Source organism: Actinoplanes sp. NPDC051859 (genome assembly GCF_044452725.1).
In the GTDB taxonomy this organism is placed as follows: domain Bacteria; phylum Actinomycetota; class Actinomycetes; order Mycobacteriales; family Micromonosporaceae; genus Actinoplanes.
In genome coordinates this window covers 173524-196970 of sequence record NZ_JBITBX010000008.1, presented here as the reverse complement: position 1 = coordinate 196970, position 23447 = coordinate 173524, and the positions used below count along the sequence as shown (strand labels likewise).

The window sequence follows — 23447 nt, the reverse complement described above, 5'->3', positions numbered from 1 at the left end:
CAGGAACTGAGCCAGCCGGCCGATATACGAGGCAAGACATCCGAGCAGGGCGAGGGAAGGGGCGCAGGGAGTGGGCGAAGCACGCAGGCGTACCCGAGACCTCTTGCGACTCACCGGGCGCGCGGTGCGCCGGGTCCGGGTGCCGCTCGTGGCAGCCCTGCTCGTCCTGCCGCCGGTCCTGATCGTCCCGGCCCAGGCGGCGTTCACCGCCCAGACCAGCTCGGGCGGCAGCACGTTTGCCGCGTCCGCCACCTTCCCCGGCTACGCCACGGCCGTGAATGGCGACTCCCCGGCGCTCTACCACCGCACGGAAGAGGCGGCGACCAGTTCCTCCAACGGCGTCGTCGCGGACAGCTCGGCCAATGCGCGCCCCGGCACCAACGCGGGTGCCACGAACGGCCCCTCCACCGTGTGGCAGTTCGAAGAAGCCACCGGCACGACCACCGCGGATGGCTCCGGCCTGGTGAACCAGGGCACGCTGTCCGGCGCGTCCTGGCTGCGGCCGGGCCGGCTGGGCGGCTCCGCCGTGACCCTCGACGGCGTCGACGACTACATCGAGTCGGCGGGTCCCGCCGTGACCACCACGGGCAGCTACACCGCGATGGCCTGGGTCTACCTCACCGACAGCTCCGTCAACCGCTACGTCCTGGCCCAGGAAGGCGTCAACCAGAGCGTCTTCGGCGTCCACGCCTTCGTCACCGGCACAGGAGCCTGCGGCTGCTGGTCCGTCCGCTACGTCGACGAGTCCGGCAACGGCACCCGAGTCAACTCGTCCGTGCCCGTGGCGCTGCACACCTGGGTCCACCTGACCACCGTCCGGGACGTCGCCGCCGGCAAGGTCTACCTGTACGTCAACGGCCAGACGGCCGTCAACGAGACGGCGTACTCCACCACGGTGAACGCCACCGGGCCGCTCAGCGTCGGCCGGCTCAAGGTCGACGGCGCATGGTCCAACTACTGGAAGGGTGCCGTCGACGACGTCCGCACCTACAACCGGGCAATCAGCAGCAACGACATCAGGTACCTCTACGAGGACGCCGCCGCCGGCCACTGGAACATGAACGACGCCCCTGGCACCTCGGCCGCCTCCGACGTCCTCGGCCGCTCGGCGACCCTGGCCGGCGACGCGACGTTCGCGGCTGGCCGCCTGGGCAACGCGCTCCAGCTCGATGGCACCGGCGACTACGCTCTGACATCCACCATGCCGGCGATCGACACCAAGGGCGATTACACGGTCACGGCGTGGCTCTACCTCACCGACAACACGATCGACCGGCACGCCGTGGCCGCGGAAGGCAACCTGCAGACCGCATTCGCCATCCAGGCCAATGGCTCCACCCACAAGTGGCGGGTCCGGTTCGCCACCGACGACACCTCCTCCGCCACCGGCTCGTACATCAACGGGATCTCGACCGTGCAGACCGGCACGTGGACACATGTGGCCTTCGTGCGCAGCGGCACCACCGGCAACCTCTACGTCAACACGGCGCTCGAGGGCACCGGCACGGCAGCCGCCTGGGCGGCGTCGGACCAGATCGCCAAGCAGCTCAGCGTCGGCCGCCAACTCAACAACGGCAACCCGCAGGGCTACTGGAAGGGCGGCATCGACGACGTCCGGCTCTACTCGAAGGCGCTCACGGCAACCCAGATCACCCGGCTCTACCGGGACAAGGACATTCAGTACGGCGCGGCCCTGACCGGCGGCATACCGGGCGCTCTCCGCGGGCAGGCCGCCGGCTCCGCCGTGGCCTTCGCCGGCTGGGTCAACTCCTACAGCAACACGCAGTTCCCCAGCGTCGGCGACTGCACCGTCGAAGTCTGGTTCCGCACCGGCACGAACGGCGGCGGTCAGCTCGTGGGATACAGCTCCAGCCAGACCTCGACGACGGCCCCCAACGCCGACCGCATGCTCTATGTCGACTCCGGCGGGCGGCTCAGCTTCGGGGTCGGCAGCAGCGCCCTCCGCAGCCCCGCTGCCTACCAGGACGGCGTCTGGCACCACGCTGCCGCCAGCGTGGGACCGGCCGGCATGAAGCTCTACGTGGACGGAGTCCGCGTCGCCTCCGACGCTGCGGTCACCACCGGACCGACCTTCGCCGGCTACTGGCGCTGGGGCGGCGCCCAGCTCGCCGGCCGCCCCAACCGCCCGGCCACCGACTACTACATCGGGACCATCGACGAGGTCGCCGTCTTCCCCAACCAGCTCACCGACCAGCAGATCTCCTGGCACTACGCCGCGGGGCGCTGACACCATCAGCATCGTGCAGGACTGGGGGCCGGTCGCCGCGCCCGCCGCCGACGCGCTCGCCCGGCAGCTCTCGGCTCTCGACGAAAGGCCGTGGACGGACAGGCGGCCGGAGTGGACCGTCCAGAAGTCGCGGAGACTGCCGAAGCCGCACCCCAACGGCGAGCTCAGGTGGCGGTGCCGAGGGCGTGGATCAGGCGGGGGATGCGGACGATGCCCACGTAACGGCCGGCGTTGTCCGTACACAACAGGGGCTGGGACCAGTCCGCGCGGGTGATGGCCCGCAGCGCGGCGTCCTCGACCGGGCTGTCGACGTTGATCCGCAGCGCGGCCGTGAGCACGGGGAACGGTGCCGTCCGTTCGTCTAGTGCGGCGATCGGACGGCGCTGCTCGTCGCAGAGCACCACCAGGTCGATCCCAGGGTCGTCGAAGGCGGCACAGGCCAGAGTGACGTCCGTGACGACGGGCGGGTGTTCGAGGTGGCGGCGCAGGGTGCGCCCCGCGGACGCCGGGGGCCGGTTCAGCAGATCCCGCTCGGCCTCGCCGGTGATCGGCGCCCACGGCGGGGCCGGGCGGCCCAGGTGATAGCCCTGCGCCAGGGGCACCCCCAGGTCGGACAGCGCGACCAGCTCGCCGGGGCGTTCGATGCCCTCTGCGAGCAGCCAGGCGTCGATCCGGCCGGCGAAGGAGCCGAGCATCTCCACCAGGGCCCGCTTGGCCTCGTCCCGGTCGATGTCCTGGACCAGTGCGCGGTCCAGTTTGATCATCGAGGGGCGCAGGCTGAGCAGCCGGGTCAGTCCGGCGTACCCGGAACCGGCGTCGTCGACGGCGAGCAGTGCGCCCGCCGCCCGCAGCCGGTTGAGGTCGGGCTCGAGGGCCCGCCAGTCGTCGATCTCGACGTGCTCGGTGAGCTCCACAACGACCCCGCGCAGGTCACCGTGCTCCGCCCACACCTGACGGACCGCCTCGTGGTCGAGGACCTCCGGCCCGATGTTGACGGTCAGGAAGCAGTTCGGCGGGAGGATGTGCTGCCGGGGCAGGGCACTGCGCAGGGCGGCAGCCTGGAGCTCCGCACTGCAACCGTGCTTCCGCGCGGCGGCGAACCACAGTTCGGGTCCGCTCACGGGAAAGCCGGAGAACCGGGTCAGCGCCTCATAGCCGACCACGACGCCGCGGGCGACGTCGATGATCGGCTGGTAGACGGTGTGCAACCCGTGGCCGCCGAGGATCGCGCGCAACATGCGCGGCCACTCGGCACCACCGTCTCCGGCCGGCACGGCTCAGCCCTGGACGGGGCGGATCGCGGCGCGGACGGCCCCGACCAACTCGGCGGGTACGGCGGACAGGCCGTGGTCCTGGGCGGCGTGCTGGGCCACCGCGGCCAGCACCTCGTCGTCGCTGCCGCAGACGAACCGGGCGTCGCAGCCGGGAACCACATCACCGCAGGCGAAGGACTTCATGGGGACCTCTTCTCGACAGTCGGGGACCCTGAGGTTCGGCGGGCTGCGGTGCACTATGAGCGTGGACCGCAGACGCTAACCGACATGAAACCCAGCCGGGGCCTAGCATGATCACATGCCTCCCGCGCTGAGTTCCGCGAAGACCCGGGCCGCCCTGCGCACATCGGCCCGCGTTTCGTGGCAGATGCTGCTCGTCCTGCTGATGACGGCCGTCGTGCTGTGGCTGCTGGGTCAGATGTGGTCGATCCTGTGGCCGCTCGTGGTCGCCCTGCTGCTGACCACCCTGACCTGGCCGCCGGTCCGCTTTCTCCGCAAGCACGGCTGGCCGCCCGCGCTGGCCGCCTCGCTGATCACGGTGCTGTTCCTGGCGATCAGCGTCGGCATCGTCGTGCTGATCGCGGTGCCGGTAGCGTCGCAGTCGGGCGAGCTGGCGACCGGCGTGGTCGACGGCATCCAGAAGCTCCGCGAGTGGGCGTCCGGCCCGCCGCTGAAGATCGGCGACGACCAGGTGACCTCCGCGCTGGACTCGGCGGTGGCCAAGCTCCAGGGCAGCGCCGGCAGCATCGTCTCGGCGACCGTGACCGGGGTCAACACCATCGTCAACGGCCTGGTCACCACGGTCCTCGCGCTGTTCCTGATGTTCTTCTTCCTCAAGGACGGCCCGCGGTTCCTGCCCTGGCTCACCCGGCAGCTGCCCGGCCGGCTCTCCGTCGACGTGCCGGTCGTGGCCTCGCGCAGCTGGGACACCCTCGGTGCGTTCGTCCGCTCGCAGGCGTTCGTCGGCCTGCTGGACGCCGTCTTCATCGGACTCGGCCTGTGGATCGTCGGTGTGCCGCTGGTCCTGCCGCTCGCCGTGCTGACCTTCGTCACGGCGTTCGTGCCGATCGTCGGCGCGCTGTTCGCCGGCTTCGTCGCCGTCATCATCGCGCTGGTGTCCAACGGCTGGACCGACGCCCTGATCGTGCTCGGCATCATCATCGTGGTGCAGCAGCTGGAAGGAAACGTCTTCCAGCCGATGGTGCAGAGTCGCGGCCTCGGCCTGCACGCCGGCGTGGTGCTGTTGGCGGTGACCCTGGGCGGCAGCCTCGCCGGTATCGTCGGCAGCCTGCTCGCCGTGCCGGTCGCCGCGATGATCTCGGTGTTCTGGAACTACCTGCGAGAGCAGCTCAGCGATCCTCCCGCACCCGCCGTCGACGACCCCGCCGCACCGCCGGATCCCGAGCCCGCCCCGGCGTCATGAGCCTTGTCGACGCGGTCGAGGCGGTCGCCCGTGAGCACGACTTCTCCGGCGTGGTGTCGGTGGACCGGGGCGGCGAGGTGGAGTTCGCCCAGGCGTACGGGTTCGCGCACCGGGCGTACCGGATTCCGAACACGGTCGACACCCGGTTCGCGATCGCCAGTGGCGCGAAGGGCCTGACCGCCCTGGCGGTGGTGAGCCTGATCGAGCAGGGCACTCTCGAGCTGTCCACCACCGCGCGGTCGGTGCTCGGCGCTGATCTGCCGCTCATCGACGCCCGGGTGACCGTGGAACAGCTGCTCGCCCACCGGTCTGGAATCGGCGACTACCTCGACGAGGACGACGAGAGCCTGGACATCGACGACTATCTGCTGCCGGTGCCGATGCAGAACCTCGCGGAACCCGAGCAGTACCTCGCGGTGCTGGACGGCTTTGCGACCAAGTTCCCGCCGGGAGAACGCTTCTCCTATTGCAACAGCGCGTACGTGGTCCTGGCCCTGATCGCCGAGCGGGCGGCCCAGCAGCCCTACCACGATCTCGTCCGGGATCGGGTATGTGTGCCCGCCGGCATGCACGACACGGAATTCCTCAGGTCCGACGAGTTGCCGGACCGGACCGCCGTCGGCTACGTGCCGGCCGGCACTGGGTGGCGCAGCAACGTCTTCCACCTGCCCGTACGGGGTGTGGGTGACGGCGGGGCGTACACCACCGTGGCCGATATGAGCGCGTTCTGGCGCTCGCTGTTCGCTGGCGAGATCGTCCCGCCGAGGTGGGTGGCCGAGCTGGTCCGGCCCCGGGACGACGTGCCGGGGGAGCCACTGCGCTGTGGGCTGGGCTTCTTCCTGCACGAGTGCCGGGATCAGGTGCTGTTGATCGGCCAGGACGCCGGTGTGTCGTTCATGAGCGTGCACGACCCGGCGCCCGGCCTGACCTACACCGTCATCTCGAACACGTCCGCCGGCGCCTGGCCGGTGCTCCGGCCGCTCCGGGAGCGCTTTTCCAGCTAGGCCAGGTCCAGCACGTACGATTCGCCGTCGCGGTGGAAGCCGAGGCGGTCGTAGTAGGGCGACACCATGCCGGGCGGGGTGACCACGGTCCTGCAGCCGCGGCGGGTGAAGAGGTCGCTGCGGCGGTAGACGAACTCGCCGGGGGTGAAGTCGCGGTAGCGCTGGGTCACGTAGTCGAGCTCGACGAGCGCCCGGTCACCGGCGACGCGGAAGAGGACCACGCCGACGATCTCGTCCGCGTTGAGGACCAGGAAGGCGCAGCGGTCGTCGCCCTCCGCCGCGCGGAAGCCCGGGTTGAAGGTCGCGATGTCGTCGTGGTGCAGCGCCAGGATGTGGGTCAGCACCTCGTCGCCGGGCCGGACTTCAGCCACCCGGTACGCCCGCTCGTCGTGCCGGCTGCGCATCATCGTGACCAGATACCAGACGTTGATGACGGACAGCACCGCGTTGAGCCCGACCATCGGCCACACCTCGAGGGCGGCGTTGAAGCCGATCAGCACGAGGCAGCCGATCAGGTTGAGCGCGCGCAGCCGCAGCAGCCTGCTCTGCAGGAGGGACCACACGAGCAGTGCGGATCCGGTCCAACCGATTACATCCAGCCATGTCACCTGGTCAGCCTAGATGATCAAGATCAGGGCCGGGCGGGAGTGGGTGCATGCCGGTGCACGGGCACGGCCACGGGCCCCGGCAGTGTGAATACGAAGCACGTCCCGTTGCCCTCGGGGCCGGGCTCGGCGCTGATCGTCCCGCCGTGCCGTTCCACGATGCGGCGGCAGATGCCGAGCCCCAGTCCGGTCCCGGCATAATCGGCGGTGCGGTGGGCACGGTGGAAGTTGTCGAACACCCGGGCGTGCTGCCCGGCGGGAATGCCGATCCCGTTGTCGCAGACCCGGACCTCGACGTAGTCGTCGTCGGCGTCCGCCGCGGAGATGGTCAGATCGGGCGTGACGCCGGGCGCGACGTACTTGATGGCGTTGCTGATCAGGTTGTCGAGGACCTGGCGGATCAGCACCGGGTCGGCGTGCACGTCGGGCAGGTCGCCGACGTGGAAACGCGGCGCCGGTCCGCCTGCGCTCTGTGCCTGGTCGGCGCGGGCGGTGGCGATCTCGGCGACGAGCGCGCTCAGCGAGACGTCGGCCGGGGCCAGCGCGGCGTCCCGGGCGGTCGTGTACGCCAGCAGGTCGTTGATCAGGTTTCGCATCCGCACTCCCGCACGCCGAATCCGCTGGACGCCGTCCGTGGCGTCCTCGATGCTCGGGTGCTCGGGCGCTTCGCGCAGGGTGACCAGCACCGCGTCGGACCAGCCTTCGACGGTGGCGAGCGGATTGAGCAGGTCGTGGGCGACGACTCCGGCAAAAGTGGCTAGTTCGTCGCGGTGGCGGCGTTCGGCGGTCACGTCACTGAAGATGGTCAGCGCGCAGGGCTGCCCGTCGATGAGGTGCGGCAGCCGGGTCGCCGTCAGGTGCACGACGCGCCCGTCGGGTACCTGGGCGTTGCGCACCACGAGGTCGAGGCTGTGCGGTACGCCGGTCGACAGCGCGCGATGGTAGGGCAGCTCGTCGTTGGTCATCGGGGTGCCGTCGGGGTGGAACAAGCCGTAATAGGCGGTGTCAGCCAGCTGCCCGTTGGTGCTCACCATGCCGCCGAGCAGTCGGGCGCTGGCCGGGTTGCGCAGGATCAGGCGACCTGTGGCGTCGACCACGGCGAGGCCTTCGGCCATGCCGTCGACGATCGAGCCGAGCGTGGCGGCCTGATCGGCGGCGGCGCGTTCGGAGGCCCGCAGGTCGCCCAGCAGCCGGGAGCGTTCGTCGCGGCCGAGCGCCAGGGCGAGACCGACGACGGCGACCATGCCGACGAAAGCCTGCGCGATCAGGGCGCGTCCCGCGTTGTTGTCGACGTTGGCGAACGGGCCGTCGCCGTTGAGGGTGTAGAGCACGGCGACGGAGCCGAAGAACAGGTCGTGCAGCACCACGAATCCGGTGCGCAGCCGCAGCGCGGCCCACACCGTCATGCCGAGCAGCGGGAAAGCGAGCGGCAGGCCGTGACTGACCCCGAACGCGATGTAGTAGAGCAGCGTGGAGATCGCGAGGACGGCGACATACTCCAGCACCTGCAGGCGGGTCAGCGCGGCGATCCTGGCCCGGATCCGCGAGCCCGGTGCCACCGTCGGCGCGGCCCGCATCCGATAAAGCAGGTGGCCCAGTCGCAGGCCGGCCGCGCCGATCAGCATGATGCTCACCGTGTTGCGAGTCAGCCACACGGCGGTGGCGGGCCACGAATACACGCCGTTGACGATCCAGGAGGCGGTGGGACCGATCATCGCTCCGGCGGCGGTGGCGAGGAAAGACGCGCACAGCAGCCGCCACAGTTCGGCGACCCGGGCCATGGCCTCGGTCCCGCCGCCGCCCCACAGGTGCGGCAGCCAGCGGCGGAAGAGGTAGGCGAACAGCCACGCCTGGACCAGGTTGGCGAGGCCGAACAGGGCCGCGAGCGCGAAGGACGCCCCGGTCGCCATGTTCACCGCCTGGGCCACGACCGCCAGGGCGACCACGTCGCACGCCCGCCACCGACTGGAGTACTGGACGAGGAACCACACCGCGGACACCCCCGCGGCGGGCCACACCAGACTCAGATTGCTGTCATCCATGATCGTCTGCCGACCCAGCCAGGTAGCCAGCAGATACAGCAGCGCGAACCCCGCGGTCCGCCCCAGTGAAGCCGCCGCGGTCATGGTGTCGCCCCGGGCCGGGTCAACAGAGCTTCCACGGCCTCGCGCAGGGCCGACTCCGTGCAGGGCTTAGCCACGTACCCGGCGTCATATTCGGCGACCCGGGTGCGGACGTCGCCGCTCCACATCACGGTGAGGAAGAGCGCGGGCAACCCCCGGTGCTGCACGCGCAGCCGGTCAAGCAGCGCGAAGCCGTCTACGTCGGGCATGTCGACGTCCAGCACCGCGGCGTCGGGCGGGCCGTGCAGCGCCACCTCCGCGAGGGCTGTCGCCGCGTCATGCGCGCACAGCACCTCGTGACCGGCGCGCACCAGATGCCGGGCGATCAGGGCACAGATGTCCGGTTCGTTGTCGACCACGAGCAGCCGCGCCATCCACCGAACCCCCTCACCCTGTCCTATCGGCAGCGGGCGCGGCGGCGCTGAGCGGCCGTCAGGTGCCGCAGAAGGTTTGATACGTCCCGAAGTCGGCGGGCGCGGGGGCGGCGTACCGCTCGAGGCCGGGCCGTTCGTCGTACGGGCGCGCCAGCACCGCCATCAGCTCCGTGAACGGTCCCAGGTCACCGTCCTCGGCAGCGGCGAGGGCCTCCTCGACGAGGTGGTTACGCGGAATGTAGGCCGGGTTGACCCGATCCATCGCGGCGACGTCCGGCCCTTGCGCACGCCAGCGGGCCACCCAGTCGTCCAGCTCCCGGTCACCGTGGGCGGCCGCGCGGGGCAGCGTACGGAAAAACGAGGTGAAGTCGATCTTCCGCTCCCGGAGCAGCGGCAACAGGTCGTTCACCAGCTCCCCGGCGGCCGACGCGGGCAGGCCGAGTTTCGCGGCCATCCCGGTGGACCAGTGCCCGTGGTACTGCTCGCGGAACTCGCCCAGGGAAGCCACCGCAAGTGCCACCGCCTCGTCCTCGTCGTCGTGCAGCAGCGGCAGCATCGCCTCGGCCAGCCGGGCCAGGTTCCACTCGGCGATGGCCGGCTGGTTGCCGTACGCATACCGGCCCCCATGATCGATCGAGCTGTAGACCGTGCCGGGGTCGTAGGCCTCCAGGAACGCACACGGGCCGTAGTCGATGGTTTCGCCGGAGATCGTCATGTTGTCGGTGTTCATGACGCCGTGCACGAAGCCCACCAGCATCCACCGGGCGACCAGAGCCGCCTGCGCCGCGACCACGGCCGCGAACAGCGCGGGATAGCTGGTGGCCGCCGGATGGTGCCGCGCGAGGGCGTGGTCGGCGAGGCGGCGCAGCAGGTCGGTATCGCCGGTGGCCCGGACGTATTGGAAGCTGCCGACGCGCAGATGGCTCGCCGCGATCCGGGCGAGCACGGCGCCTGGCCGGCCGGTCTCGCGTTGCACGGTGCGGCCGGTGCCGGTCACGGCGAGCGAGCGGGTGGTGGGGATGCCGAGGGCGTGCATGGCTTCGCTGACGACGTACTCGCGCAGCATCGGACCGACAACGGCCCGGCCGTCACCGCCGCGCGCGAACGGCGTCCGGCCGGAGCCCTTGAGGTGCAGGTCGCGCAGCGTGCCGTCGGCGGCGGAAAGCTCGCCGAGCAGCAGCGCGCGGCCGTCACCGAGCCGGGGGCTGTAGCCGCCGAACTGGTGCCCGGCGTAGCCCTGCGCGACCGGCGTCGCGCCCGCAGGCGTGCCGGTGCCGGTCAGCAGCCGCAGCCCGTCGGGACCGCGTAACCACTGCGGGTCCAGCCCCACCTCGGCCGCCAGGGCCTCGTTGAGCACCAGCAACCGGGCGTCGGGAACCTCCTCGCCCTGCCAGGGCACGGCCAGTTCCGGCAGCTGCCGGGCGAAGCTGGTGCCGAGCGTCACGGCCGGCGTCGATGCAATGCTCACCCCTGGAAGGGTACGGACCCTCGCTCCGCGCGCACGTGCTGGCGCAGCCAGGGCAGCAGGATCGGCAGCACCGTCGGCGCTTGCATGGCCCTCATGTGGTCGGCGCCGGGGACGAGTTCCACCGACCAACCGCCAGCGACCAGCTCAGCCCGGTGCCGCGCGATCGGCTCGGCGATCGGGACGTGGGCGTCGTCCCACTTCGGGCCGTAGGAGATGTTGTCGTCCGCTCCCGCGAAGACGAGCCGGGGCAGGTGCAGCTCGACCTGCTCGTCGAAGCCGACCAGCGACTCGTAGAGCGTCACGTACTGCTGGGTCTGCTCAGGCGTGCGGGTGAACTCGACCGAGTCCCAGTCGCCCGGCGTCGGTGCGGTGTCCGGGACCTGGGCCGTGCCGTCGCGGTGGGCGAGCGCCATCCGGTGGGCGATCCGGGTGACGGCGAGCATTTCCGCGTACGGGCCGCCGAGCGGTGGGAAGCCGCCCATGACCAGTCCGGTGAGCCGGTCGGTGCGCAGTGCGAGCTGAAGGCCGGACAAGGCGAGCCAGGAGTAACCGTAGTAGGCGAACCGCTCGGCGCCGGCGGCGTCGGCGATCGCGAGGAGGTCGCCCGCGACGGCTGCGGCCGTGAGCGTGTCCGGCTTCGGATGCTGGGTGAGGTGGTCCTCGTAGTCGGCGGCGACCACCCGGAAACCGGCCTCCGTGAGACTCGTGGCGAGGGTGTGGCCGAGGTTCGGGTCGGCGCCCCAGGCGCGCATCTGGTCGGCGGCTTCTCCTTCGGCCACCGCCGTGCTCACGGGCAGCAGCACCGTCGGGCCGGTGCCCAGGATCGTCACGTCGATGGGGGAGCCGTCATGCAGCAGGGCAGTCGTCATGAAAACACTATACGATGTAAGCGATATGGAGATGAACGCTGACGCCCACGTCCGCCGGCTCTGGCGTAAGCGCGGCACCACCGTGCCCGCACCCCGCCGCGGTCCCCGCCCCGGACTCGACCTAGACGACATCCTGGCTGCCGGAATCGCGCTCGCCGACGCGGACGGCTTGGCCGCCGTGACCACCCGCGCGGTCGCGGCTGTCCTCGGCAAAACCGCCATGGCGCTGTACCCGTACGTCGGCACCAAGGACAACCTGCTGGCCCTGATGCGTGACCAGGCCTCGACCATGCCCGCCTGGGAGGACCCCGGCACGACCCTCGCCGACGCGCTGACCGCGTGGGCTGACGCGCTCTACGGCGTCTATCTGGCCCACCCGTGGCTCACCGAACGGTCCTGGTCCCAGGCGTCCCAAGGTCCGAACGAACAGGACTGGCTGGAGCGACTGCTCGCGATCCTCGACGAGTGGCACATCGCTCTGTCGGCTCGCCCACCCGCGGTCACCATGCTGTTCGCCACGGTCCGCGCCACCGCCGAAACCGATGCGGCCTACCGGCGGATGAGCGACGGCCGCGCCGACGAATGGCTGCAGATCGCCCAGGCGACCCAGGCCCACATCCCCGACTTCGCCGCACGCTATCCGCTCACCACGGGCCTGCCGCCCCGCACGCCGGACTGGCGGGACGCCCCACGCGCCGGGCTCGCCGCCGCCGTGCGCCTCCTCGCCGAGGCGCTGCCGGTGAGCGGCCCCTGAACACCGTGCCTCAGGCACTCGCCCGCTGCCGGGGTGCCTCCGCCCGGTCCCGGCCCCGCGCCTTCGCCTCGTAGAGGGCGGCGTCGGCAGCCGCCGACAGTGAGGACACGTCACTCGCATGGTCGGGCACGGTGGCGTACCCGATGCTCAACGTCGGCGCGCCCCCGGGAGTGTCCGCCGCCGCGGCGAGCGTGCGACGGATCCGCTCCGCCACCCGCGCCGCTGCTGCACTGTCCCCACGGACGATCACCGCGAACTCGTCCCCGCCCAGGCGGGCGACGACGTCATCCTGGCGGGCCGCCGTACGCATGGCATCCGCGACGGTCCGCAACACCTCGTCGCCGGCCGCATGCCCCCACGTGTCGTTGACCTGCTTGAACCGATCCAGATCGATCGCCAACATTGACAACGGCGACTTCCCGGCGACCGCCTGCGCCACCTCATCGCGCAACGCCAGCTCGAACGCCCGCCGGTTCGACAACCCGGTCAGCGGATCGGCCAACGCCTGCCGCTGCAACTCGGTCAACAGCCGGCCCACCCGAGCCCGCAGCCGCAGGATGATCACACTCGCCATCACCAGCGCGGTGATCAACCCGGCCGCGTCCACGGTCGCCGACGAAGCGGGCTTCAAGGTGAACACCACGACACACTCGGCCGCCGACACGATCACCAGCACCGCGATCACCAACGGGCGCTTCAGTAACGTCGCGGCGTACAACACCGGCCACAGGAAGAACAACTGAGCGCCCGCACTCGCATCCGACGTCAGCAGATGCAACCCGGCCGCGAACACCACGCCCAGGAACGGCGCCGCGTTCCACACGGTCACGGGAATCCGGCTCGCCCACCGCCAGCACCCGGTGGCGATGACTGCCATGAGCACGGCCACACCGGCCGCACCGAGCTGCGTCGCGCGCGTGGCGCCCGCAGCCCCCGGAATCAAGACGGTGATGCCCACGAACACGGCCGCCGCATACAGGAACAACGAGAACGCCCGCGCGGCACCATGCCGATCGGTGGACAGTGAGGCCGACGACGCGGCGCTGGCGCGTTCCACCCCGTCCTCATCGGCCGAAACATCTCGAAGTGAAGCGGATCACCGCACCTGCGCCACCACGACGGTCACGTTGTCCGGCCCGCCGTGCCCCAGCGCGGCACCCACCAGCCGATCAGCCACCTCAGCCGGAGTCGACCGCCCACCGAGCAGCTCGGCGATCGTCCGGTCCGGCACGGGGGTGCTCAGTCCGTCCGAACAGAGCAGCAACCGGTCGTCAGACCGCAAGGCGAGGGGAATGAGGTCCGGCGAGCGCCCGTCGCGACGGCCGTCCAGAAACCGGGCCTGCCGCTCCGGCAGCGCGGGCACCGACGCGGCGTCGCTCAGCAGGTTGCCGTACACATGATCTTCCGTGATCAACCGGAGCACCCCGTCGCGCAGGAGGTAGGCCCGCAAATCCCCGACATTGACCACCGCCGCGGCCGAACCCGCCCAACCGAGCCCGACGAGCGTGGTCCCCATCCCCGCACACTCAGGCTGGCGGCCAGCGACTGCGAAAATCGCCTCGTTCGCCGCGGCCACCGCCCGGCCGAGATGGTGCAGCAGAGCACCCGGTGCGACCGACCGATCAAACTCCCGCACCGCGTCGACGGCCGTGCGGCTGGCGACATCGCCGGCCGGGTGTCCGCCCAACCCGTCGGCCACCACGATCAGGTGCCGCCCCACGAGGTGGGCGTCCTCGTTGCGCTGACGGACCGACCCGACATGGGTACGCGCCTCGACAGCCAGATTGATCACGACTCGCTCCCGTCCTCGGGCCACGGCTGCATTGCATCGTCCGCGCGCTGCAGCACGTGCACCGTCTCCACCCGATCGCTGGCTACGACGTACTCGGTCACCTCGACGGGTTTGCCATCAGTCCCGGACAGGCCCTGCCGCACGATTTCCAGCACCGGCAAGCTTGCGGGGATCTCGAGCAGGTCAGCCTCCGCCTGCGTCGGCATGCGGGCGCGGTGAAACTCCGTCCAGGAGATCGGCCAATGCCCGGCCTGCTCAATGCGGTAGAGCCACTCACCAGCTGCCGGCTCGGTGGCGACGCCGGTGATCACGTCAGCCACCCGGGGCGCGATCCAGCTCGTGGCGATCTGGAAGGGGGCTTCAGACGCAGGCCCGGTGACCCGTACGCGACGCGGCACCTCGGTGCCTGCCTCGACGCCGAGCATCCGTGCGAGCCGAGGATCGGCCAAGGGGGCCGAGTCACTGGTCGCCGTGCCATGGCCGACCCACTTCTCGGAGCCGGTCGCCGACGGGAAGGAGTATCCGAGTGCTTGCGCGTTGCGCTTGACCAGGTTTCCGCGCGGACGCCGGGGCCGCATCGCGCCCGGCTCCCACTCGCCAGCTTCGATGCGCTGCCGGAGCTTGGACGCTATGTCCTGATTGCGCGGATGACTGGGCATGCCCACTTCGCTTTCGTTGGATTGTCCAGGTCAATCCCTGACTCCGGCTGGCCCGGTGCGTCGACGATTGTCCCAAGAATGGACGGCCAAATCACCGCCCGCTTCCCCTGGGCGTGGTCGAGGTGGCGGCAGGATATCGGTGGTTCAATCGGGCAGGTTCGTGTGACGGGGCACGGCGGTCTCGGAGGGTGTCGTAGTGGGCGAGCAGTACGTGGTGGACCTTCGCGAGGTCGATGAGACGCGGATCGCGCAGGTGGGCGGGAAAGCGGCCCATTTAGGTGCGCTGCTGCGGATCGAGGGGATTCCGGTGCCGCCCGGGTTCTGCGTGACGACGGCTGCCTTCCGGCGCATCATGGCGGACCTGCCGGCGGTCGACGTCCTGCTGGACCGGCTGGCAGGGCTCGACCCGGAAGACCGAGTTGCCATCGGTACGCGCAGCGCGGAGCTCCGACACGCCATCGAGGAGGTGGCGATCCCGGACGAGCTGGTAGCGGAGATCAGCCGTGCACTGGCGCTACTCGGGGAACAGACCGGCTGTGCGGTGCGGTCCAGTGCCACCGCGGAGGACCTGCCGACGGCGTCGTTCGCGGGGCAGCAGGACACGTACCTGAACGTTATCGGGACGGCGGCGGTGCTTCAGCACGTCAGCCGATGCTGGGCCTCGCTGTTCACCGAGCGGGCGGTCACCTACCGGCTGCGTAACGGCATCGAGCACCGTACGGTGCGGATGGCCGTGATTGTGCAGCAGTTGGTCGTGCCGGATGCGGCTGGGATCTTGTTCACGGCCGACCCGGTGACGGGGAACCGCACCGTTGCCACGGTGGACGCTGGATTCGGCCTCGGGGAGGCACTGGTGTCCGGGCTAGTGAACCCGGACGTCATTCAGGTGCGCGACGGCGAGATCGTTGCCCGGCGAATTGCGGCGAAGGAGCTGGCCGTGCAGGCGGTGGCCGCGGGCGGCACGCAGGAGGTGACGATCGAACCGGCGCGGCAGCAGATGCCGGCGTTGACGGATGCGCAAGCCGTACGGCTCGTCGAGCTGGGGCGGCGGATCGAGGCCCGGTTCGGCTGTCCCCAGGACATCGAATGGTGCCGTACGGGCGACGACTTCGCGATCGTGCAGAGCCGGCCGATCACGACGCTGTTCCCCATTCCCGCCGGCGAGGGAAAGCGGGTCTACCTGTCCGTCGGGCATCAGCAGATGATGACGGATCCGATGCGGCCGCTCGGCATCTCGATGTGGCAGCTCACCGCGATGGCGCCGATGCTCGAGGCGGGCGGGCGGTTGTTTGTGGACTCCACCCGGTTGCTGGCCTCGCCGGGGAGCCGGGCCGGTTTCCTGGAGCTGGTGGGACGGTCGGATCCGTTGATCCGGGACGCGCTGGAGACGATCGTGGCTCGCGGGTTTGTGCTGGAGGTCGCGGACGGTGGCCCGGTCCGGCCGCCGGTCGGTGGCGGTGCGACCCCGATCGAGACCGATCCGGCCATCGTCACGGCATTGATCGAGCGGAGCCAGGCGTCGCTGACCGCGCTGCGTCGGGACATTGCCGCGAAGAGCGGGCCGGAGCTGTTCGACTTCCTGCTGGAAGCCTTCCAGGAGCACAAGCGGGTGCTCAGTGATCCGGTGAGCATTCAAGCCATCATGGCGGGCATGGAAGCCACCTGGTGGCTCAACGACCGTCTGGGGGAGTGGCTGGGCGAGAAGAACGCGGCCGACACGCTCACGCTGTCCGCTCCCGGCAACATCACCGCGGAGATGGGCCTCGAGCTGTTGAACGTCGCGGACGTCATCCGCCCGCATCCCGAGGTGGTGGCATTCCTGGGCGGTGGCGTCGACGACGGCTTCCTGGACCAGCTGCCCACGCTGGCCGGCGGTGCGCAGGCGCGTGCCGCCATCGAGGCCTACCTCGACCGGTACGGCATGCGCTGCGTCGGCGAAATCGACATTACGCGGCCGCGGTGGCGGGAACGACCCGGCATGCTCGTGCCTGTGCTGCTCGACCACGTCCGGAACTTTGCGCCGGGCGCCGCCGAGCGCCGTTTCGAGCAGGGCCGGCAGACCGCGCAGAACAAGGCGCGGGAGGTGCTTGACCGGCTGCGCGCGCTGCCCGACGGGGACGAGAAGGCCAACGAGACCGAGCGGATGATCGACCGGGTCCGGACCTTCACCGGCTACCGGGAATATCCCAAGTACGGCATCATCAGCCGTTACTTCGTCTACAAGCAGGCGCTACTCGGTGAAGCAGAGCGCCTCGTCCGGGACGGTGTGCTCGCCGCGGGTGACGACGTCTTCTATCTCACCTTTGCCGAGCTTCATGACGTCGTGCGTTCCGGCCACGCAGACCGCGAGCTGATCCGGCGGCGCAGGGACGAGTTCCGGTCCTACCATGCGCTCGCGTCGCCCCGGGTGCTCACCTCGGACGGCGAAGTCGTGACCGGGACGTACCGGCGTGACGACCTGCCCGCCGGTGCCCTGGCCGGCATTCCGGTCTCCGGCGGGACCGTGGAAGGGCGTGCCCGCGTCGTCCGGGATCTGGCCGAGGCCGAGTTCGCGCCGGGCGACATTCTCGTCACGGCCCACACCGATCCAAGCTGGACACCACTGTTCGTCTCCATCGCAGGCCTGGTCACGGAGGTCGGCGGCCAGATGACCCACGGCGCGGTGATCGCCCGCGAGTACGGCCTGCCCGCGGTCGTCAGCGTGGTGGACGCGACCCGCCTGATCCGCGACGGGCAGCGGATCAGGGTGCACGGCAGCGACGGGTACGTCGAGATCCTGGCCTGAACCGCCACCGCGCGGCACATCGGAGTCGATCGATGATGATGGGATGCTGCTGTCATGCCCTCACCTCGCCACGCTGTCGTCATCGGTGGCAGTCTCGCCGGACTCTGCGCCGCCCGCGTCCTCGCTGACCACGTCGACCGCGTCACCGTCGTGGACCGTGACGACTTTCCGGCCGGACCCACCGTACGCAAAGGGCTGCCGCAGGCCCACCACCTGCACGTGCTGATCCCGGCCGGGCAACTGGCGCTCGACCGGCTGTTTCCTGGATTGATGGCCGGGCTGCACGAGCGGGGCGCGGTGCCGGTCGCCGCGCCCACCGAGGTGCTGTATCTGAGCCCGACCGGGTGGCGGGACCGGTTCCCGGCCACACATCGGCTCGTCGGCGCCAGCCGTGAGTTGATCGACTGGTCGCTGCGCCGGTGGCTGGCCGAGGACGGACGGGTGCAGTTCCGCACCGGCCACGAAGTGGCCGGCCTGCTGCCCGCCACCGGAACGCAGGCGGTCGATGGTGGGTTGCCGCCGGTCGCTGGGGCGCAGGCGGTCGATGGTGGGTTGCCGCCGGTCGCTGGGGCGCGGGAGGTCGGTGGCGGGCTGCCGTCTCTCGCCGGGGCGCGGGCCGTCGGTGGTGTGCTGGTGCGGGAACGGTCCGCCGGGTCCCGCCTCGAGGAACTGGCCGCTGACCTGGTGGTTGATGCGAGCGGCCGGGCCTCGCGGGCGGCGGACTGGCTGGAGAAGCTCGGTTATGGCCGGCCGCGGGAGAGCCGGGTCGAGTCCGGCCTCGCCTACGCCAGCCGCCGCTACACCCTGCCCGAGGGCGCCACCGGCGGCTGGAAGTGCATCCTGTTGATGCCCAAGGCGCCGGACATCCGCCGGGCCGGCGTGCTGCTGCCGATCGAGAACGGCAAGTGGATGGTCACGCTGGGCGGGCTCGGCGGAGACGTGCCGCCCACCGACGAGCCGGGGTTCCTGGAGTTCGCCCGGACCCTGCGCAGCCCGGTGCTCTACGAGGCGATCAAGAACGGCACCCCGGACTCCCCGATCCACGGCTACCGGCGGACCGCGAACCACCGCCGGCACTACGAGAGCATGCCGCACTGGCCGGACGGCTTCCTCGTCGTCGGCGACGCCGCCTGCACCTTCAACCCCGTGTACGGCCAAGGCATGACGGTCGCCGCCCAGGCCGCCGTACAACTCGATGAGCACCTGCGCGCCCACCCGGGCACCTTCGGCCGCGCCGCCCAGGCCGCCGTGGCGCAGTGCAGTGTGGCGCCCTGGCAGATCGCCACCGGGGCGGACCTGCGCTTCCCGTCCACGGTCGGGCCCCGGCCGGGCTGGTCGGCCCGGCTGAGTAACTGGTATCTCGACCGCACGGCCGACGTCGGCAACCATGACGAGTACGTCGCCCGGGTATTCGCCGACGTGCTCTACCTGCTCGCCCCACCGACCGCGTTGTTCCGCCCCGGCGTCGCCGCGCGGGTGCTGCGCGGCCGGCGCGGACCTGCCCTGCCCGATGCACCGGCCCCGGTCGGTACAGCGGATAAGTAGCGCGCACTACCGTCGCGCTGGCGGGCGCCGGATCCGCGCGGCTGCCGCCCACGCGGGAGGGGTGCGTATTCGCGACCTGTCGGGCAGACTGCCGAAGATGATCGTCGATCCCGACCCGACCGCCCTCCGAGCCGCACTGGACCGGGAAAGTCGCCACCTGATCGACCGGGTGCGGGCCAGCGTGCACCTGGACGCGCCGGCGCCAGGGCTCGATTGGACGGCGGGCCAGTTGGTCGCGCACCTGTGCGTGGTCTACCGGGTCTTCGCGCTGGCGGTGCGCGGCGCCGATTACGGTGCGGACATCACCGCCAACCTGGGCACCGGCACCGCAGTGCCGGACGTCGTAGCCGCGACGAACGCCTTGGCACTGGAGGCAGTGTCCTTCACTGGGCCGCGTGCGGCAGCTGACGGGCTCCGCGAGTGCGCCGATGAGTTACTCGCCGCGTTGGACACCAGACCGGACTTCGCCGCTGAGCGGATCACCCCGTGGTACGGGAACGGCATGACCCGGACCGTGGGGACGCTTGCCGCACTGTGCGTCAGCGAAAGCGTGGTGCACGGGTACGACCTGGCGCGCGCTCTGCGGATCCGGCCGTGGCTGCACGAGCGGTCCGCCGCAGCGGCTGCGCCGACCGTGATGAGCGAGATGCTGCCGTTGCTCGTCGACCCGACCGGCGCCGGCGGCTTCACCGGCAGCTTCGAGGTGCGCGTTCGGCGCGCTCCGCGCTTCGTGATCGGGGTGGCCGCCGGGCGGGCGTGGGTGGCCCCGGCTGACGGCCGCCCGGTCGATTGCGTCCTGGCGCTGTCGGGCTGTGACGCCTTGTTGGTGGGCTTCCGTCGACGCCGCCTGGGACGGGCGATCGCCACCGGCGGCGCACTCAGCTTCGGCCGCCGGCCCTGGTACGGCCTCCGCTTCCCCACGCTGTTCCGGCTCCCGTAGCGCGTCGGCTGACAAGTCACGCGAGCGCGTCGGCTGGCAGGTCACGCGAGCGCGTCGGCTGGCAGGTCAGCGAGCGCTGGCAGGTCGCGCGAGCGCGCGGCGCCGGTCCGCCTGCTGTAGCGCGCCGGTTGGCGCCCTAGACGAGCGCGGCGGCGCCGAAGGAGACGGAGAATCGGGCGCACCAGATCGTGATGCTGCGGTAGTCGGCGGGGTCGGCGCCCTCGGGCAGGCGGTAGACCTGGTCGCCGCGGTTTCCCTTGAGGCGGCCGAGTTCGAGGTGGCGGCCGTCGTCGAAGACCTTCCAGGCGGACACCCCGGTCTTGACCTCCTGGTCAGTGAGCCAGACGCGGAGGTCCGGGCCGTCGGACGTGATGAGGCCGGCCAGTTCCAGCTGGTGTCCACCATCGACGGTCCGGATGAGGCGGGCCATCCCGGTGGTCTCGTGTTCGTGGGTCACGAAGGTGCCCTGTCGGACCAGCACCGGGCCGGTGGCGGGCGCCGTCGACGCCTTGGCGGCGCCGGCGCTGGGCATGCCGCCCTGGGCGGGTGTCATTCCCATGCTGGGCTTCATGCCTTTGCCGGATGCGGCAGGGGAGGCGGGTGCAGGTGCGGCCGGCGCGGCTGCGGAAAGCTGGTCCATCACCGTGCTCGAGGTGAACAGCCGCCAGGGCTGGAACCAGTGCAGGCCCGCCGCGCCGCCCGCGGCGAAGAGGACGATAGCCAGCCAGGTGACCGGCTTGGTGAGGAGTCGCTTGATCATGCGGTCAAGTCAAGCGGGCAGAGCCGGCAACCGGTAGGGGTGTGGTGCTTACCAAGTTCTTACGGATCAGGCGTACGCCCCGGCGGCCACCCACCGGCCGCGACCGGAACGCTTGGCTTGGTACATAGCCGAGTCCGCGACGCGCAGCAGGGTCGCCGGGAGCCAGTCGGTGCCGGACTCCGGTGGCATCCCGCCCGCGATGCCGATGCTGACGCCGACGCTGTGCACCGCACCGTCGTGCTCGACCGGCAGGGCGACGTCGCGCAGGAGGCGCTCGGCCACCGCGACGGCGGCATCGTTGCCCAGCCCGTGCAGGACCACGGCAAACTCGTCGCCGCCGAGCCGGGCCACCGCGTCGCAGTCGCGGACGGCAGCGCGCAGGCGATGCGACACCGCGCACAGAATGGCGTCGCCCGCGGCGTGCCCGGCCTGGTCGTTGACCGCCTTGAAGCCGTCGAGGTCCAGGTAGAGCAGGGTGCTGCCGGGTGGTGACGCCTCGAGCCGCTCGCTGAGAGCGGCCCGGTTGAGCAGGCCGGTCAGCGGGTCGTGGGTGGCCTGGAAGCTGAGCTGACGCTGGATCCGCTCGAGCGAGCGCAGGGCCGCGGTGAACCGGATCAGGACGAGCATCGTCGTCACGATCGTCGCGGCGAACAGCACACTGCGTTCCAGCGGCGCGTAGTTGGCGCGCAGGAACAGAATCGCGGGTGCGGTCAGCAGCCCGACGCCGAGGAACCAGGGCCGCGCCGGGTGCACGGTCGGTGCCCGGTACGCCGCAGCGGTCAACTCACCGCTGTTCGGGTGGAGAGCGGCGCCCACCAGAACGGCGTTGCTGAGCAGGATCACCCCGGTGCCGACCATGATGGCGAGGTCATCCGACGGAATAAACGACAGGCCCAGGTCGGACGCGATCCGCAGGACCGCCGACCCGACGAGCAGACCGGTGGCGCCACTGCGGGTGCCGGGGGAGAAAACCAGTAGCAGAACCCCGCCGAGGATGACGACATCCCCGAGCGGCCCCATCACCGTCAGGTACGCATTCAGCGGGTCTTGCGCCGCATCCGCCAGGTACGGCGAGACGAAGACCACCCACACGATGATCGTCGCGGCGGTGACCAACGTCAGCATGTCCAGGACAGCGGGTCGCAGCCACCGCCCGGCCCGCCGGCGCGCCATGGTGGTCAGGGCCATGCCGTAGGCGAGGTAGCCGGCCGTCCACAGCACCGCCTGCAGGACACCGTTCTCGGGTTCGTCCTGCAGCGCGGCCAGGGGGTAGACCGCATCTCCGGCCAGCCAGAGGAACTGGCCGGCGGCGACCCACAGCCACGGAGTCCGGTCGCGGGTCCGCTGCTGTTTGACGGCCAGGACCGTGGCTAGCACACAGAGCGGCAGGTAGCAGCTGAAGTACCACGGGTCGCCCCAGGGCGTCGCCGCCGTGGCCGCAGACACCGACGCCGCAACCACGGCGGCGATCAGGTAGAGGCTCAGCGGCCGGCGCGTCATGACCTTGCCATCGGCCGCCGCCGAGTGCATCGTTGGTCCCGCGGGCAGCTGCCACCCGCCGGCAACCGAGAAACCGCCGTCCGGCACCGGCTCCGCGGGGTGCCGCCCCCGCAATGGGGAGAACTGAGTATGTCCGTCGATGCGTGAGGACGGAAAACTGCGGGGGTCCCGTCACCCGGCGCCGAGGAGTTTCGTCATGTCCGCCCGTTCCGCGTCCCGCTGGCTGCGGCGCCTTGCCGGTGCCGCTACCGCAGTCACGGCTGTTGTCGCGTCGGCGCTGCTGCCGACCGCTGCCTACGCCGCCGGTCCGTACGGTGCTGCGTTCGTCACTCTCGACAGCACGGACGCCTCGATGTGTCTTGTGCCGGCCGAACGGCAGTACCATTCGGTGCGCTGGGAGCCGGTGAATGAGGTCTGCGCCGAGGACACCGGGCTGTACGGCGTTTACCTGCCGGAACTGGGCGCCCGCGCGGGCACGGTGCAGGTCACCGCGTACGGTACCGACTCGGCGTACTGCAAGGTGCAGAGCTGGGGGCCGGTCGGGACCGCGCAGAAGGTGCTGGTGAAGTGCCTGGATCGGACCGGTGCGCCGATCGACAGCCAGTTCACCCTCAGCTATTTCAACAAGACGGGTATGGGTGGCACTCCGATGGCGTACGTGTTCGCCAGTCAGCCCACGGCCGCCTCTTACACGCCACCCGCGAACTACAGCTACAACTCCACCGGCGGAATCAACAAGATCACGAAGGCGGCGGCGCCTGCCGGGGTCTACACCGTCGACGCACCGAGCCTTGGCGCTGCGGGTGGGCACGTGCAGGTGACAGCGTACGGCACTGGCACCGAATGGTGCACGGCGTGGAACTGGGCGCCGGCGGGAACCGCTCAGCGGATCCACGTTCGCTGTTACAACGCTGGGGGACAGCCGGCTGACACCAAGTTCACCCTGAGCTATGTCAAGAACGGCAACTTCTTCGGGTCCAGCGTCTGCTGCAACTCGGACGGTCACCCGACGTCGTACCTGTATGCGAATCAGCCCACGGCGGCGTCCTACGAGCCGTCTGCCGGTTACCGGTTCCTGTCCGGCACGAGTCGCATCGACCGGCTTTCCGCGGGCCGGTACAAGGTCAACTATGGCTGGGCGGCGCAGGGCGGTGCGGTGAATGTGACCTCGATCGGCGGCAACAACGCCCGCTGCAAGGTCGAGGCGTACGTCTCCGATGAGATCGCCAATGTGGTCTGCCACAACCCGGCCGGCGCGACGGTGGATGCGCCGTTCCTGCTGCACCACGTCGGCCCGTTCGTGGTCGGCTGACGGCGATGTGGT

The 23447-nt window shown here is 70.7% G+C and carries 20 protein-coding genes; 8 read left to right on the top strand and 12 right to left on the bottom strand.

Going from position 1 to position 23447, the window contains the following annotated elements; all coding sequences use genetic code 11:
• The first annotated feature begins 103 nt into the window (after positions 1 to 103).
• Positions 104 to 2248 carry a LamG domain-containing protein gene (locus tag ACIA1L_RS21680; protein ID WP_396074662.1) on the top strand — a complete coding sequence of 715 codons (2145 nt, stop codon included), beginning with the start codon at positions 104 to 106 and terminating at the stop codon, positions 2246 to 2248.
• A 164-nt stretch (positions 2249 to 2412) separates the two neighbouring features.
• Here the strand turns inward: ACIA1L_RS21680 and ACIA1L_RS21675 are convergent, their stop codons facing one another.
• Complete coding sequence (locus ACIA1L_RS21675) at positions 2413 to 3486, bottom strand: EAL domain-containing protein (RefSeq protein WP_396074661.1); 1074 nt, start codon at positions 3484 to 3486, stop codon at positions 2413 to 2415.
• A 39-nt stretch (positions 3487 to 3525) separates the two neighbouring features.
• Positions 3526 to 3705, bottom strand: a complete 180-nt coding sequence (locus tag ACIA1L_RS21670) for a DUF1059 domain-containing protein (protein ID WP_396074660.1) — start codon at positions 3703 to 3705, stop codon at positions 3526 to 3528.
• Positions 3706 to 3820: 115 nt separating this feature from the next.
• On the opposite strand from ACIA1L_RS21670, the gene ACIA1L_RS21665 reads away from it, so the two are divergent.
• The gene (locus ACIA1L_RS21665) at positions 3821 to 4945 is read left to right on the top strand and encodes an AI-2E family transporter (RefSeq protein ID WP_396074659.1); all 1125 of its coding nucleotides are present in this window, start codon (positions 3821 to 3823) and stop codon (positions 4943 to 4945) included.
• Positions 4942 to 5949, top strand: coding sequence for a serine hydrolase domain-containing protein (locus ACIA1L_RS21660; protein ID WP_396074658.1), 1008 nt, complete (start codon positions 4942 to 4944; stop codon positions 5947 to 5949). The genes ACIA1L_RS21665 and ACIA1L_RS21660 overlap by 4 nt, the downstream gene beginning before the upstream one ends.
• On the opposite strand, the gene ACIA1L_RS21655 is transcribed toward ACIA1L_RS21660, so the two are convergent.
• From ACIA1L_RS21655 to ACIA1L_RS21635, 5 genes are read right to left on the bottom strand one after another with little or no spacing between them, the layout of a single operon-like run.
• The gene (locus ACIA1L_RS21655; protein WP_396074657.1) at positions 5946 to 6557 is read right to left on the bottom strand and encodes a hypothetical protein; all 612 of its coding nucleotides are present in this window, start codon (positions 6555 to 6557) and stop codon (positions 5946 to 5948) included. The genes ACIA1L_RS21660 and ACIA1L_RS21655 overlap by 4 nt on opposite strands.
• 23 nt (positions 6558 to 6580) lie before the next feature.
• Positions 6581 to 8680: an ATP-binding protein gene (locus ACIA1L_RS21650; RefSeq protein ID WP_396074656.1), complete on the bottom strand. Its 2100-nt coding sequence runs from the start codon at positions 8678 to 8680 to the stop codon at positions 6581 to 6583.
• Positions 8677 to 9051, bottom strand: coding sequence for a response regulator transcription factor (locus ACIA1L_RS21645; protein WP_396074655.1), 375 nt, complete (start codon positions 9049 to 9051; stop codon positions 8677 to 8679). Before ACIA1L_RS21645 ends, ACIA1L_RS21650 begins: the two co-directional genes overlap by 4 nt.
• Positions 9052 to 9109: 58 nt before the next feature.
• Positions 9110 to 10519 (bottom strand): YdiU family protein, encoded by a 1410-nt coding sequence (locus ACIA1L_RS21640; RefSeq protein WP_396074654.1) that lies wholly within the window; start codon positions 10517 to 10519, stop codon positions 9110 to 9112.
• On the bottom strand, positions 10516 to 11388 hold the full coding sequence (locus tag ACIA1L_RS21635; RefSeq protein ID WP_396074653.1) for an alpha/beta fold hydrolase: 873 nt from the start codon (positions 11386 to 11388) through the stop codon (positions 10516 to 10518). Before ACIA1L_RS21635 ends, ACIA1L_RS21640 begins: the two co-directional genes overlap by 4 nt.
• Positions 11389 to 11419: 31 nt before the next feature.
• On the opposite strand from ACIA1L_RS21635, the gene ACIA1L_RS21630 reads away from it, so the two are divergent.
• Positions 11420 to 12142, top strand: coding sequence for a TetR/AcrR family transcriptional regulator C-terminal domain-containing protein (locus tag ACIA1L_RS21630; protein WP_396074652.1), 723 nt, complete (start codon positions 11420 to 11422; stop codon positions 12140 to 12142).
• Between the two features lie 10 nt (positions 12143 to 12152).
• On the opposite strand, the gene ACIA1L_RS21625 is transcribed toward ACIA1L_RS21630, so the two are convergent.
• The 3 genes from ACIA1L_RS21625 to ACIA1L_RS21615 all read right to left on the bottom strand — a co-directional run bounded on the left by ACIA1L_RS21625 (position 12153) and on the right by ACIA1L_RS21615 (position 14512).
• Positions 12153 to 12716 carry a GGDEF domain-containing protein gene (locus ACIA1L_RS21625; RefSeq protein WP_396074796.1) on the bottom strand — a complete coding sequence of 188 codons (564 nt, stop codon included), beginning with the start codon at positions 12714 to 12716 and terminating at the stop codon, positions 12153 to 12155.
• A gap of 522 nt (positions 12717 to 13238) precedes the next feature.
• Positions 13239 to 13934: a PP2C family protein-serine/threonine phosphatase gene (locus ACIA1L_RS21620; protein WP_396074651.1), complete on the bottom strand. Its 696-nt coding sequence runs from the start codon at positions 13932 to 13934 to the stop codon at positions 13239 to 13241.
• The gene (locus tag ACIA1L_RS21615; protein ID WP_396074795.1) at positions 13931 to 14512 is read right to left on the bottom strand and encodes a UTRA domain-containing protein; all 582 of its coding nucleotides are present in this window, start codon (positions 14510 to 14512) and stop codon (positions 13931 to 13933) included. Before ACIA1L_RS21615 ends, ACIA1L_RS21620 begins: the two co-directional genes overlap by 4 nt.
• Positions 14513 to 14789: 277 nt before the next feature.
• Between ACIA1L_RS21615 and rph the strand changes: the two genes are divergently transcribed.
• From rph to ACIA1L_RS21600, 3 genes are all read left to right on the top strand, one after another.
• Entirely contained in the window at positions 14790 to 17378 is a 2589-nt protein-coding gene (rph, locus tag ACIA1L_RS21610; RefSeq protein ID WP_396074650.1) for a rifamycin-inactivating phosphotransferase, read from the top strand.
• 54 nt (positions 17379 to 17432) lie between these two features.
• Entirely contained in the window at positions 17433 to 18923 is a 1491-nt protein-coding gene (locus ACIA1L_RS21605) for an NAD(P)/FAD-dependent oxidoreductase (protein WP_396074649.1), read from the top strand.
• 97 nt (positions 18924 to 19020) lie between these two features.
• Complete coding sequence (locus ACIA1L_RS21600; protein WP_396074648.1) at positions 19021 to 19863, top strand: maleylpyruvate isomerase N-terminal domain-containing protein; 843 nt, start codon at positions 19021 to 19023, stop codon at positions 19861 to 19863.
• Positions 19864 to 19999: 136 nt separating this feature from the next.
• Here the strand turns inward: ACIA1L_RS21600 and ACIA1L_RS21595 are convergent, their stop codons facing one another.
• Both ACIA1L_RS21595 and ACIA1L_RS21590 read right to left on the bottom strand, forming a co-directional pair.
• The gene (locus ACIA1L_RS21595) at positions 20000 to 20623 is read right to left on the bottom strand and encodes a DM13 domain-containing protein (protein WP_396074647.1); all 624 of its coding nucleotides are present in this window, start codon (positions 20621 to 20623) and stop codon (positions 20000 to 20002) included.
• A 66-nt stretch (positions 20624 to 20689) separates the two neighbouring features.
• Positions 20690 to 22153: a diguanylate cyclase domain-containing protein gene (locus ACIA1L_RS21590; RefSeq protein ID WP_396074646.1), complete on the bottom strand. Its 1464-nt coding sequence runs from the start codon at positions 22151 to 22153 to the stop codon at positions 20690 to 20692.
• 166 nt (positions 22154 to 22319) lie between these two features.
• Between ACIA1L_RS21590 and ACIA1L_RS21585 the strand changes: the two genes are divergently transcribed.
• Complete coding sequence (locus ACIA1L_RS21585; RefSeq protein ID WP_396074645.1) at positions 22320 to 23435, top strand: hypothetical protein; 1116 nt, start codon at positions 22320 to 22322, stop codon at positions 23433 to 23435.
• Positions 23436 to 23447: the final 12 nt, after the last annotated feature.

Coding starts and splice junctions, on each gene's coding strand:
- ACIA1L_RS21675 (WP_396074661.1), bottom strand. CDS start 3,486: ATGTTGCGCGCGATCCTCGGCGGCCACGGGTTGCACACCGTCTACCAG.
- ACIA1L_RS21670 (WP_396074660.1), bottom strand. CDS start 3,705: ATGAAGTCCTTCGCCTGCGGTGATGTGGTTCCCGGCTGCGACGCCCGG.
- ACIA1L_RS21665 (WP_396074659.1), top strand. CDS start 3,821: ATGCCTCCCGCGCTGAGTTCCGCGAAGACCCGGGCCGCCCTGCGCACA.
- ACIA1L_RS21660 (WP_396074658.1), top strand. CDS start 4,942: ATGAGCCTTGTCGACGCGGTCGAGGCGGTCGCCCGTGAGCACGACTTC.
- ACIA1L_RS21650 (WP_396074656.1), bottom strand. CDS start 8,680: ATGACCGCGGCGGCTTCACTGGGGCGGACCGCGGGGTTCGCGCTGCTG.
- ACIA1L_RS21645 (WP_396074655.1), bottom strand. CDS start 9,051: ATGGCGCGGCTGCTCGTGGTCGACAACGAACCGGACATCTGTGCCCTG.
- ACIA1L_RS21635 (WP_396074653.1), bottom strand. CDS start 11,388: ATGACGACTGCCCTGCTGCATGACGGCTCCCCCATCGACGTGACGATC.
- ACIA1L_RS21630 (WP_396074652.1), top strand. CDS start 11,420: ATGAACGCTGACGCCCACGTCCGCCGGCTCTGGCGTAAGCGCGGCACC.
- ACIA1L_RS21625 (WP_396074796.1), bottom strand. CDS start 12,716: ATGGCGAGTGTGATCATCCTGCGGCTGCGGGCTCGGGTGGGCCGGCTG.
- ACIA1L_RS21615 (WP_396074795.1), bottom strand. CDS start 14,512: ATGCGGCCCCGGCGTCCGCGCGGAAACCTGGTCAAGCGCAACGCGCAA.
- ACIA1L_RS21605 (WP_396074649.1), top strand. CDS start 17,433: ATGCCCTCACCTCGCCACGCTGTCGTCATCGGTGGCAGTCTCGCCGGA.
- ACIA1L_RS21600 (WP_396074648.1), top strand. CDS start 19,021: ATGATCGTCGATCCCGACCCGACCGCCCTCCGAGCCGCACTGGACCGG.
- ACIA1L_RS21595 (WP_396074647.1), bottom strand. CDS start 20,623: ATGATCAAGCGACTCCTCACCAAGCCGGTCACCTGGCTGGCTATCGTC.
- ACIA1L_RS21590 (WP_396074646.1), bottom strand. CDS start 22,153: ATGCACTCGGCGGCGGCCGATGGCAAGGTCATGACGCGCCGGCCGCTG.
- ACIA1L_RS21585 (WP_396074645.1), top strand. CDS start 22,320: ATGTCCGCCCGTTCCGCGTCCCGCTGGCTGCGGCGCCTTGCCGGTGCC.